General features: G+C 67.0%; 11 protein-coding genes. 8 read left to right on the top strand and 3 right to left on the bottom strand.

The genetic code is table 11. The features are described from left to right. The first annotated feature begins 96 nt into the window (after nucleotides 1-96). The 3 genes from QP512_RS09390 to QP512_RS09400 are packed head-to-tail and all read left to right on the top strand — an operon-like array spanning nucleotide 97 to nucleotide 2,467. Nucleotides 97-351: a FeoA family protein gene (locus QP512_RS09390; protein ID WP_286071847.1), complete on the top strand. Its 255-nt coding sequence runs from the start codon at nucleotides 97-99 to the stop codon at nucleotides 349-351. Beyond that, nucleotides 348-2,213, top strand: a complete 1,866-nt coding sequence (locus QP512_RS09395) for a ferrous iron transporter B (protein WP_286071848.1) — start codon at nucleotides 348-350, stop codon at nucleotides 2,211-2,213. Before QP512_RS09390 ends, QP512_RS09395 begins: the two co-directional genes overlap by 4 nt. Continuing rightward, nucleotides 2,213-2,467 carry a DUF6587 family protein gene (locus QP512_RS09400; RefSeq protein ID WP_286071849.1) on the top strand — a complete coding sequence of 85 codons (255 nt, stop codon included), beginning with the start codon at nucleotides 2,213-2,215 and terminating at the stop codon, nucleotides 2,465-2,467. The genes QP512_RS09395 and QP512_RS09400 overlap by 1 nt, the downstream gene beginning before the upstream one ends. Before the next feature lie 96 nt (nucleotides 2,468-2,563). Here QP512_RS09400 and QP512_RS09405 read toward each other — a convergent pair whose 3' ends face one another. From QP512_RS09405 to QP512_RS09415, 3 genes are read right to left on the bottom strand one after another with little or no spacing between them, the layout of a single operon-like run. Beyond that, nucleotides 2,564-3,145: an NAD(P)H-dependent oxidoreductase gene (locus QP512_RS09405; protein WP_286071850.1), complete on the bottom strand. Its 582-nt coding sequence runs from the start codon at nucleotides 3,143-3,145 to the stop codon at nucleotides 2,564-2,566. Nucleotides 3,146-3,200: 55 nt separating this feature from the next. Continuing rightward, complete coding sequence (locus tag QP512_RS09410) at nucleotides 3,201-3,596, bottom strand: MerR family transcriptional regulator (protein ID WP_286071851.1); 396 nt, start codon at nucleotides 3,594-3,596, stop codon at nucleotides 3,201-3,203. 4 nt (nucleotides 3,597-3,600) lie between these two features. Beyond that, nucleotides 3,601-4,362, bottom strand: a complete 762-nt coding sequence (locus QP512_RS09415) for a 3-oxoacyl-ACP reductase (RefSeq protein WP_286071852.1) — start codon at nucleotides 4,360-4,362, stop codon at nucleotides 3,601-3,603. 137 nt (nucleotides 4,363-4,499) lie between these two features. Between QP512_RS09415 and QP512_RS09420 the strand changes: the two genes are divergently transcribed. The 5 genes from QP512_RS09420 to QP512_RS09440 all read left to right on the top strand — a co-directional run bounded on the left by QP512_RS09420 (nucleotide 4,500) and on the right by QP512_RS09440 (nucleotide 11,350). Next, complete coding sequence (locus tag QP512_RS09420; RefSeq protein WP_286071853.1) at nucleotides 4,500-5,183, top strand: dihydrodipicolinate reductase C-terminal domain-containing protein; 684 nt, start codon at nucleotides 4,500-4,502, stop codon at nucleotides 5,181-5,183. Between the two features lie 252 nt (nucleotides 5,184-5,435). Then, nucleotides 5,436-6,563: a glutamine-hydrolyzing carbamoyl-phosphate synthase small subunit gene (carA, locus tag QP512_RS09425; RefSeq protein ID WP_286071854.1), complete on the top strand. Its 1,128-nt coding sequence runs from the start codon at nucleotides 5,436-5,438 to the stop codon at nucleotides 6,561-6,563. Between the two features lie 149 nt (nucleotides 6,564-6,712). Continuing rightward, nucleotides 6,713-9,955: a carbamoyl-phosphate synthase large subunit gene (carB, locus tag QP512_RS09430; RefSeq protein ID WP_286071855.1), complete on the top strand. Its 3,243-nt coding sequence runs from the start codon at nucleotides 6,713-6,715 to the stop codon at nucleotides 9,953-9,955. A gap of 8 nt (nucleotides 9,956-9,963) precedes the next feature. Further along, nucleotides 9,964-10,428: a transcription elongation factor GreA gene (gene greA / locus QP512_RS09435; RefSeq protein ID WP_026347191.1), complete on the top strand. Its 465-nt coding sequence runs from the start codon at nucleotides 9,964-9,966 to the stop codon at nucleotides 10,426-10,428. A gap of 4 nt (nucleotides 10,429-10,432) precedes the next feature. After that, complete coding sequence (locus QP512_RS09440) at nucleotides 10,433-11,350, top strand: hypothetical protein (protein ID WP_021204549.1); 918 nt, start codon at nucleotides 10,433-10,435, stop codon at nucleotides 11,348-11,350. The last annotated feature ends 160 nt before the right edge of the window (nucleotides 11,351-11,510 follow it).

Consider the following 11,510-nt stretch of genomic DNA (forward strand, 5'->3'; position numbering starts at 1 on the left):
CTGTATGGATCATAGCGGGCCATTGGTCATGGGCCATGACGCGACGCGGGAATGTTAGAATCGAGAACCATTTACATCCAGCAGAGAACACGCTAGATGACGCTGTCCGAACTGCCGCTGCACACCTCGGCCGTGGTCGAGTCCGTGCAGGACCTGCATGCCAACGATGCCATCGCCCGTCGCCTGCGCGAGCTGGGTTTCGTGAAGGGCGAGGAAGTGCGCCTGGTGGCCAAGGGCCCGGTCGGTGGGGAGCCGCTGCTGGTGCAGGTCGGGTTCACCCGGTTCGCACTGCGGATCACTGAAGCCAAGCGCGTTGTTGTCGACGCCGCCAGCCAGGAGCGACGTGCATGACCCCGACTGCCTCCACCGCCCCCTTGCGCGTCGCGCTGGTCGGTAACCCGAACAGCGGCAAGACCGCACTGTTCAACCAGCTGACCGGCAGCCGGCAGAAGGTCGCCAACTACACCGGTGTCACCGTCGAGCGCAAGGAAGGCCGCCTGCGTGCGCCGTCCGGCCGCGAATTCGCCGTGCTCGATCTGCCGGGCGCCTACAGCCTGCAGCCGGCCAGCCTGGACGAGGCGATCACGCGCGACCTGTGCCGGGGTTTCTACCCGGGCGAAGCGGCGCCGGATGTGCTGCTGTGCGTGATCGATGCCACCAACCTGCGCCTGCACCTGCGTTTCGCGCTGGAACTGCGCGAGCTGGGCAAGCCGATGGTGGTGGCGCTGAACATGGTTGACGCGGCCCAGCGCCGCGGCATCCAGGTGGACGTGGCCGCGCTGGAGCGCGAGCTGGGCGTGCCGGTGGTGGAGACCGTGGCGGTGCGCAAGCAGGGCGCCAAGGCCCTGGTCGAGCGCCTCGATGCGATGGTGCCGCACCTGGATGCACCAGTGCCGGGCCCGGAAGGCGGCATCGACTACCACGCCAAGGTGCGCCAGATCCTGTCGGTGGCCGTGCGCATGCCGGCACGCACCGCAAAGATCGATGACGCGCTGGACCGCTGGCTGCTGCACCCGGTGTTCGGGCTGATCAGCCTGGCGGTGGTGATGTTCCTGATCTTCCAGGCGGTGTACGCCTGGGCCACGCCGCTGATGGATGGCATCGAGGCCGGCTTTGCCTGGCTCGGTCAGTTCGTCGGCGGCGTGCTGCCGGAAGGGCCGCTGGCCAGCCTGCTGACCGACGGCATCATCGCCGGGGTCGGCGGCGTGGTTGTGTTCCTGCCGCAGATCCTGATCCTGTTCTTCTTCATCCTGGTGCTGGAGGAATCCGGCTACCTGCCGCGCGCGGCGTTCCTGCTGGACCGGATGATGGCCGCCGCCGGCCTGTCCGGCCGCTCGTTCATCCCGCTGCTGTCCAGCTTCGCCTGCGCGGTGCCGGGCATCATGTCCACCCGCAGCATCCAGGATCCGCGTGACCGCCTGGCCACGATCCTGGTCGCGCCGCTGATGACCTGCTCGGCGCGCCTGCCGGTGTACGCGCTGCTGATCGGCGCGTTCATTCCGCAGAAGACGGTGTGGGGCGTGTTCAACCAGCAGGGCCTGGTGCTGTTCGGTCTGTACGCGGCGGGCATTCTCAGTGCGCTGGCGATGTCGTGGATCATGAAGAAGTGGCGTCGCGACAAGAGCGAGCACCCGCTGATGCTGGAGCTGCCGTCGTACCGCCTGCCGCATGTGCGTGACCTGGCGGTCGGCCTGTACGAGCGCGGCATGATCTTCCTCAAGCGCGTCGGTGGCATCATCCTGGCACTGACCATCCTGCTGTGGGTGCTGCTGTCGTTCCCGGCCGCCCCGGTCGGCGCCACCCTGCCCGCGATCGATTACAGCTACGCTGGCCAGATCGGCCATGCGATGGCTGTGTTCTTCGCGCCGCTGGGCTTCAACTGGCAGATCTGCATCGCGCTGATTCCGGGCCTTGCCGCGCGTGAGGTGGCGGTGTCGTCGCTGGCCACCGTGTATGCGCTGTCGGCCGCCGACGACGATGCCGCCAGCCAGGCACTGACCCCGCTGATCAGCGATGGCTGGTCGCTGGCCACCGCGCTGTCGCTGCTGGTCTGGTACATCTACGCACCGATGTGCATCTCGACGCTGGCCACCATCAAGCGCGAGACCAACTCGTGGAAGCAGATGGGTTTCGCCGCGTTCTACCTGTTCGCGGCGGCCTATGTGGCCGCGCTGATCACCTACCAGGTGACCAAGGCGCTGGGGGGCGGCTGATGGATAGCGGCCTGCTGATCCAGTACCTGATCATCGCGGTGGCCGTGCTGGTCAGTGCCTGGGTGGTGCTGAAGAAGCAGTTCCCGGGCACCGTGCGCACGCTGCGCGGGGTGCTGGCCTTGGCGCTGTTGAAGCCGGGCCGTGCCGCGTGGCTGCAGGCGCTGGGGCGGAAGATCGCGCCGCCGGCCAGCGGCGGTGCTGGTGCCTGTGGCGGTTGCGACAGCTGCGGGCCGACTCCGCCGAAGCAGCACTGACGCTGCTTTTCCTGCCCCGGTGGATGCCAACCTTCGTCCTGTGGGTGCGAACCTTGGTTCGCACACCCATGAGATCCATCCGCGCATGGCACGGATCTAGCCGGCCCGTGAACCCAGCTCCGCCGCCCGCGCGAGCCAGCGGGTACGTCGTGCCGGGGTGCTGCTGCGTACCGCGCCAAGCCGGCTGACCCGCACCGGGCGGATGCCGCAGAACTCCAGGATGGTGGCGCGGATCTGGGTGATGCCCGGATCGCGATAGATCCAGCGGTAATACCAGGGCGGCGTATCCAGCGTGGTGATCACTCGTGCACTGCGCCCGGCCAGCAGCCGATCCCACCACACCGAATCGCGCCGGTAGCGGAAGGCGTACCCCGGCAGCAGCACACGATCGAAGAAGCCCTTCAGCAGGGCCGGCATCCCGCCCCACCAGGTGGGATAGACCAGCACCAGATGGTTGCAGGCTTCGATCGCATCGGTGGCGTCCAGTAGATCGGCTTCCAGCGGCTGGATCTGGCGGTAACCGTGGCGCAGCACCGGGTCGAATTCAAGGTCGCCCAATGCGATCAGGCGCACCCGGTGGCCGGCGTTCTCGGCGGCCGTGGCATAGCGCTGGGCGATCGCGCCGCACAGGCTGTCGCGGTCGGGGTGGCCGAGCAGGATCAGGATGGAACGGGACACGGCAACCTCGGGCAATGGAAAGCACGCGAGGTTGCGGTCTGCCCCAGGGGCAGAGTCAAGCCGGGGTGCTGCAGCCGTTGGGGTCCAGTACGCAGTCACCGCGGCCGGCCTGCAGCCATTGCTGCAGTTCGTCGCGGACCTGTTGCAGGGCGCGGTCAACCTGCTCCAGTCGCGCGCGCTCGCTGGCAATGCGGCGGTGCTGCTGTTCCAGCAAGCCGAGCACCGCTGGCCAGTCGAGTTGCCCGTCATGGCCCTGCAGGCGCGAAATTGCAGCGAGCGTGATGCCCAGCGCCAATGCCTGGCGGATCAGCTGGACCCACGCGACGTCCTGTTCGCTGTAGTCGCGATAGCGGTTCAGGCGCGGCACCGGAGTCAGCAGCCCGCGTGCCTCATACAGGCGGATGGCCTTGGCGCTGGCGCCGGTCAGCCGGCTGACCTCGGAAATACGCATCGGCTCAGTCCCGCACCAGTCCGCCGTCGACCACCAGGTTCTGGCCGGTCACCGCGCGTGACCACGGGCTGGCGAAGAACAGCGCGGCATCGGCGAACTCGGCCGGGGTGGTGACGCTGCGCAGCGGGGTGTTGGCGGCGATGTAGTCGAACACCGCTTCGGGCGTGGCGGAACTGGCATCGGTGGTGCGCAGCAGGCCGCCGGACAGCATGTTTACCGTGATGCCATGCGGGCCCAGGTCGCCGGCCAGGGTGCGGGTCAGCGACAGCAGTGCGGCCTTGGCGGCGGTGTAGTCGTGGTAGGGCACCACCGGGTTCTGGAACAGGTTGGTGCCGATGTTGATGACGCGGCCGAAGCGGCGGGCCTGCATCCCGGGCAGGGTGGCCTGCACGGTGTTCAGCGCGCCGCGCACGCTGCCCTCGAACTGCGCCTGGAACGCCGGCCAGCCGATATCGGCGGCGCCGTCGCGGGCGTCACCATTGAATGAGAACGCAGCGAGTGCATTGTTGACCACCGTGGTGACACCCTGGCCGAAGTGGGCCAGTGCCTGTTGCAGCATCGCATCGACCTGCCTGCGGTCGGTGATGTCGGCCGGCAGCGCGATCGCCTGTCCGCCCAGCTCGCTGGCCAGTGCGCGCGCGGCGCTCTCGCTGCGATGGTAGTTGACGATGACGCGCGCGCCTTGCCCGGCGAAGGCGCGAGCGATGTGCTGGCCAAGCCCGCGCCCGGCACCGGTGACCAGCACCAGTTGTTCACTGATCTGCATGAGGGGCTGCCATCCATTGCACGAAAGGGCATGCAGCGTAGCAGCGATGGCGCTTGCCGGAGCGGCCGTGCTGCCGCTAGCCTGCAGGCATGAACCAGACTCCCCTGCGATTGCTCATTCACGGTGCCTCCGGGCGCATGGGTCAGGCCCTGCTGCGGCTGGCCGCCGAACATCCCGAAACCCTGCAGATCGTGGCTGCCGTGACGGGTCGTGCGCCGGCCCAGCGCGTGGTCGATGGCGTACCGTTCTTCGCTGCCAGTGAGCTGCCCGGTGCGCCGCCATTCGACGTGGCGATCGACTTCAGCCTGCCGGAAGGTTTCGACCCGATGCTGGCGCTGTGCGTGGAGCGAGGCGCGGGCCTGGTCTCGGGCACGACCGGGATCTCCAGCGCGCAGCGCCAATCGCTGGAGGCGGCGGCGGCGAAGATCCCGCTGGTCTGGGCCTCGAATTTCAGCCTGGGCGTGGCGGTGCTGGACGAACTGGTCGAGCGCGCGGCGCAGGCGTTGGCCGGCTGGGACTGCGACATTGTCGAATCGCACCATACCCAGAAGAAGGATGCGCCTTCGGGCACCGCGCTGACCCTGGGGGCTGCCGCGCAGCGGGGCGGGGCGGAGCCGCACTATGCCAGCCTGCGTGCCGGTGACATCGTCGGTGAGCATCTGGTCCAGTTCACCGGGCTGGGCGAGCGCATCGAACTGGTGCACCGGGCCACCAACCGTGACATCTTCGCCCGCGGCGCGCTGTTTGCCGCCCGCCAGCTGCAGGGCCGGGCCCCGGGCAGCTACCGGGTACGGGATCTGCTGGACGGTCCGCGGGGCTGATACCCGGGGTCGGATCCCTTTCCAGCGGAAAGGGCTCTGACCCCGACCGGATTGAAATGAATACGCAATCGCCTGTTCATGAAGCGCGATAACCGCTGGCGCGAGCGCACCGGCAGCGCTACAATTCGCACTCGCCGAATCACGAAAGCCGGACCGGTCCCAGACCGTACGTCCGCGCTTTTTTGCAACCGGATTTCCGTGAAGCGCAGGCGTGACTTCGGCAGCCCCCTCGGTAGCCAAAGTGAGATTCCCGTGACCCAAGCCGCAATCCTCGTCCTCGAAGACGGCACCGTATTCGAGGGCGAATCCGTAGGCGCGCCCGGCCTGTCCGTCGGTGAGGTGGTGTTCAACACCGCCATGACCGGCTATCAGGAAGTGTTGACCGATCCGTCCTACGCCCGGCAGATGGTCACGCTGACCTATCCGCATATCGGCAACACCGGCATGACCGACCAGGACAATGAAGCGTCCAAGGTGTGGTCGGCCGGCCTGATCGTGCGCGATGTGCCGCGCCGCCCCAGCAACTGGCGCAGCCAGGTTTCGCTGCAGGACTGGCTGATCCAGCGTGGCGTGGTCGCCATCGCCGGCATCGACACCCGCAAGCTGACCCGCATCCTGCGCGAGAAGGGCGCGCAGAACGGCGCGCTGATGGCCGGCGACATCGACGTGGAAAAGGCACTGGAAGCCGCCCGCAAGTTCCCGGGGCTGAAGGGCATGGATCTGGCCAAGGTCGTCACTACCGAGAAGACCTACACCTGGACCGAGGGCCAGCTGGACCTGGATGCCAATGCCTTCGTCAGCGTGCCGGCCAAGTACAAGGTCGTGGCCTACGATTTCGGTGTGAAGACCAACATCCTGCGCATGCTGGCCGAGCGCGGCTGCGAAGTGACTGTGGTGCCGGCCCAGACCCCGGCCGCCGAAGTGCTGGCACTGAAGCCGGACGGCGTGTTCCTCTCCAACGGCCCGGGTGACCCGGAACCGTGCGACTACGCCATCGAAGCGATCAAGACCTTCATCGACGTGAAGATCCCGACCTTCGGCATCTGCCTGGGCCACCAGCTGCTGGGCCTGGCCTCGGGTGCGAAGACCATGAAGATGGGCCACGGCCACCACGGTGCCAACCACCCAGTGCAGGACCTGGACAACGGCCGGGTGATGATCACCTCGCAGAACCACGGCTTCGCCATCGATGAAGCGACCCTGCCGGCCACCCTGCGCGTGACCCACCGTTCGCTGTTCGACGGCACCAACCAGGGCGTTGCCCGCACCGACGTGCCCGCGTTCTCGTTCCAGGGCCACCCGGAAGCGTCGCCGGGCCCGACCGATGTCGGCCCGCTGTTCGACCGTTTCGTGGCGCTGATGGAGCAGGCCAAGGCGTGATCAGTACGCCGCCGGCCTGCCGGTGGCGTCGCAATGGACCGTAAACCCCGCATCGCTGCTGCCCCCGGCGCGGCGCTGCGGATCAAGATTCCTGATCGACAGCGTGCGATCACTCCCCCTTGTCACGCTGTACTGACTTAGAGAAGAAAATGCCCAAGCGCACTGACCTCAAGACCATCCTCATCATCGGTGCTGGCCCGATCGTCATCGGCCAGGCCTGCGAGTTCGACTACTCCGGCGCCCAGGCCTGCAAGGCCCTGCGTGACGAGGGTTACCGCGTGGTGCTGGTCAATTCGAACCCGGCCACGATCATGACCGACCCGGAGATGGCCGACGCCGTCTACATCGAGCCGATCAACTGGCAGACGGTCGAGAAGATCATCGCCAAGGAAAAGCCCGACGCGCTGCTGCCGACCATGGGTGGCCAGACCGCGCTGAACTGCGCGCTGGACCTGGCCGACCACGGCGTGCTGGAGAAGTACAACGTCGAGCTGATCGGCGCCAAGCGCGAAGCGATCCGCATGGCCGAAGACCGCGAGCTGTTCCGCGTGGCGATGGGTGAGATCGGCCTGGAATGCCCGACCGCCGCCGTCGCCCACACCCTGGACGAAGCGCTGGAGATCCAGACCCGCGTCGGCTATCCGACCATCATCCGCCCGAGCTTCACCCTGGGCGGCAGCGGTGGCGGCATCGCCTACAACCGCGAAGAGCTGGTCGAGATCGTCAGCCGCGGCCTGGAACTGTCGCCGACCACCGAAGTGCTGGTGGAAGAGTCGGTGCTGGGCTGGAAGGAGTTCGAGATGGAAGTTGTCCGCGATACCGCGGACAACTGCATCATCGTCTGCTCGATCGAGAACCTGGACCCGATGGGCGTGCATACCGGTGACTCGATCACCGTGGCCCCGGCGCAGACCCTGACCGACAAGGAATACCAGCGCCTGCGCGATGCCTCCATCGCCGTGCTGCGCAAGATCGGCGTGGACACCGGTGGCTCGAACGTGCAGTTCGGCATCAACCCGAAGACCGGCCGCGTGGTCGTCATCGAGATGAACCCGCGCGTGTCGCGTTCGTCGGCGCTGGCCTCCAAGGCCACCGGCTTCCCGATTGCCAAGGTCGCCGCCAAGCTGGCCGTGGGCTACACCCTGGACGAGCTGAAGAACGAGATCACCGGTGGCCTGACCCCGGCGTCGTTCGAACCGTCCATCGACTACGTCGTCACCAAGATCCCGCGTTTCGCCTTCGAGAAGTTCCCGGCCGCCGATGCTCGCCTGACCACCCAGATGAAGTCGGTGGGCGAGGTGATGGCCATGGGCCGTACCTTCCAGGAGTCGGTGCAGAAGGCCCTGCGCGGCCTGGAAACCGGCAAGGTCGGCTTCGACCCGACCGGCCTGGACCTGGGCAACGAAGACGACCTGCAGACCCTGCGCCGCGAATTGAAGGCACCGGGTCCGGAGCGCCTGTTCTTCGTCGCCGATGCGTTCCGCGCCGGCATGAGCGTGGAAGAGATCTACGCGCTGTCGTTCATCGACCACTGGTTCCTGGACCAGATCGAGGAAATCATCGCCGAAGAAACCGCCGTTGCCGCCGATGGCATCGACGCACTGGATGCGGCGCGCCTGCGCAAGCTGAAGCGCGCCGGTTTCTCCGACGCCCGCCTGGCGCAGCTGACCGGCACCAACGAAGCGGCCATCCGCGCGCTGCGCCGTGCGCACAAGGTGCGTCCGGTCTACAAGCGCGTGGACTCCTGTGCCGGTGAGTTCTCCACCGGTACCGCCTACCTGTACTCGACCTACGAGGACGAGTGCGAGGCCGCGCCGACCAACCGCGACAAGATCATGATCCTGGGCGGTGGCCCGAACCGCATCGGCCAGGGCATCGAGTTCGACTACTGCTGCGTGCACGCGGCACTGGCCCTGCGCGAGGATGGCTATGAAACCATCATGGTCAACTGCAACCCGGAAACCGTGTCGACCGACTATGACACCTCCGACCGCCTGTACTTCGAACCGCTGACCCTGGAAGACGTGCTGGAAATCGTCGAACTGGAACAGCCGAAGGGCGTGATCGTGCAGTACGGCGGCCAGACCCCGCTGAAGCTGGCGCGCGCGCTGGAAGCCAACGGCGTGCCGGTGATCGGCACCAGCCCGGATTCGATCGACCTGGCCGAAGACCGCGAGCGCTTCCAGCAGCTGGTGGACAAGCTGGGCCTGAAGCAGCCGCCGAACCGCATCGCCCGCAACGACCAGGAAGCCCTGCTGCTGGCCCGCGAGATCGGCTACCCGCTGGTGGTACGCCCGAGCTACGTGCTGGGTGGCCGTGCGATGGAAATCGTCTACGGCGAAGCCGACCTGGCCCGCTACGTGCGCGACGCGGTGAAGGTGTCCAATGATTCGCCGGTGCTGCTGGACCGCTTCCTCGACAACGCGGTGGAGTGCGACGTGGACATCATCGCCGACAAGGATGGCAACGTCCTGATCGGCGGCGTGATGGAGCACATCGAAGAAGCCGGCGTGCACTCGGGCGATTCCTCGTGCTCGCTGCCGCCGTACTCGCTGTCGGCTGAAACCCAGGCCGAGCTGCGCCGCCAGGTGGTGGAGCTGGCCAAGGCCCTGAACGTGGTCGGCCTGATGAACACCCAGTTCGCGATCCAGACCAGCGATGAAGGTGCCGACACCATCTACCTGCTGGAAGTGAACCCGCGTGCCTCGCGCACCGTGCCGTTCGTGTCCAAGGCCACCGGCATGCCGCTGGCCAAGATCGCCGCCCGCTGCATGGCTGGCAAGACGCTGGCCGAGCAGGGCGCGACCAAGGAAATCGTGCCGGACTACTACTCGGTGAAGGAAGCGATCTTCCCGTTCGCCAAGTTCCAGGGCGTCGACCCGATCCTTGGGCCGGAAATGCGTTCCACCGGTGAGGTGATGGGCGTGGGCCGCACCTTCAATGCCGCCTTCGCGCGTGCGCAGGAAGCGGGCGGCATCAAGGCGCCGCCGGTGGGCAAGGCCTTCGTCTCGGTGCGCGACCCGGACAAGAAGCGCGTGCTGCCGGTGGCCAAGGCCCTGCTCGCACGTGGCTACAGCCTGGTCGCCACCCGTGGCACCGCCGCGTGGCTGCAGCAGCACGGCATGGACTGCGAGATCATCAACAAGGTGGTCGAAGGCCGCCCGCACATCGTCGACTCGATCAAGAACGGCGAGATCGTCTACATCGTCAACACGACCGAAGGCCGTTCGGCGATCAACGACTCGTTCTCGATCCGTCGCGAGGCGCTGCAGCACCGCGTCACCTATTCGACCACCATTGCCGGCGCCAAGGCGCTGGTGGATTCACTGGAATTCCGTGGCACCGGCCCCGTCTGGTCGCTGCAGGAGCTGCACAAGGAGTTGAATGCATGAGAGCCCCTATCACGATGAAGGGCGCGCAGAAGCTGCGCGACGAACTGGATCACCTGAAGTCGGTCAAGCGCCCGAAGGTGATCGCCGCCATCGCCGAAGCGCGTGAGCATGGCGACCTGAAGGAGAACGCCGAGTACCACGCCGCGCGCGAGGAACAAGGCTTCATCGAAGGCCGCATCAAGCAGCTGGAAGGCGAGCTGTCGCACGCCGAGATCATCGACGTGAGCAAGCTCAATGCCGGCTCCAAGGTGGTGTTCGGCGCCAGCGTGACCCTGGCCGACGTGGAAACCGACGAAGAGAAGAAGTACCAGATCGTCGGTGACCTGGAAGCGGACATCAAGCTGGGCCTGATCGCGATTTCCTCGCCGGTGGCGCGCGCCATGATCGGCAAGCTGGAAGGTGACTCGATCGTGATCGATGCTCCGGCCGGCCAGCGCGAGTACGAGATCGTCAGCGTCAGCTACGTGGACTGACCACGTGGCGACGGCGACCCTGCTGTTGCCTGCACGCAGCCGCTTTGCCGCGGCTGCGTTGCCGGACGATGTGGCGCGTGCGCTCGGCCGTGCCACCACGGTGCAGGTCGCACCGGGCGAGCGCGCACAACTGACGCGCCATTTCACGGTGGCCGCGCCGCACTGGCCGGTGGCCGCGTTGACCCGCCAGCGTGACGTCGGTGATGCCGCCGGCGCCAGCTGGCTGCGTGCCGATCCAGCCTGCATGGTGCCGGACATGCACGGGGCGCGGATGATGGCCTACGGCGAAACGCTGCGGCCGACCCTGGCCGACAGCCTGGCGTTGCTGCCGGTGCTGCAGCCGTTGTTCGCCGATGCCGGATTCGTGCTCGACGCACCTGACCCCTCGCGTTGGTACCTGCGGCTTCCTATCGACTTGGCCCTGCCGGATTTCGACAGCCCGGACGAGGTGCTGGGCGATGACCTGTTCTCGCACCTGCCGGAAGGCGAGGGCGGCCGCCGCTGGCGGGCGCTGATGACAGAGGCGCAGGTACTGCTGCACAACCATTCCTGGAACCAGCAACGTGCCGCGCAGGGACAGCAGCCGATCAATTCGCTGTGGTTCTGGGGCGGTGGCGTGATGCCGGTGTCGGTCAGCACCCCACACGCGCAGGTGCGCAGCCGCGATGCCCTGCTGCAGGGCCTGGCCCTGGCGGCTGGCGTCGCCGTGGATGGCGAGCAGGCGGTGGATGCGCTGGTCGATCTGCGCCAGCTGCGCTCTTTGCAGCAGCTCGGCAATGATGCGATCCGGCCGCTGCTGGCGGCGCTCAAGCGTGGCGAGCTGCAGCGGCTGGTGCTCGATTTCGAGGACGGCCTGCAGTTCCAGCTGGACCGCGGCCAGCGTTGGCAGTTCTGGAAAAAGCCCCGTCAGCTTCACGACTGAGCATGCGGGACGATCCGGCAGGTAGAGTCGACTGTTAGTCGACTAACGCGCAACGCGCGGGGTTTCCTGCATCCGAGCGAAGTGCAGTCGACTAACAGTCGGCTCTACCGGGCGGTCGCCGTGGCGGTATCATCGACGGGTCTTCCGTCACCCGGCGATG

Source organism: Stenotrophomonas sp. 57 (assembly GCF_030291075.1).
Classification (GTDB): Bacteria; Pseudomonadota; Gammaproteobacteria; order Xanthomonadales; family Xanthomonadaceae; genus Stenotrophomonas.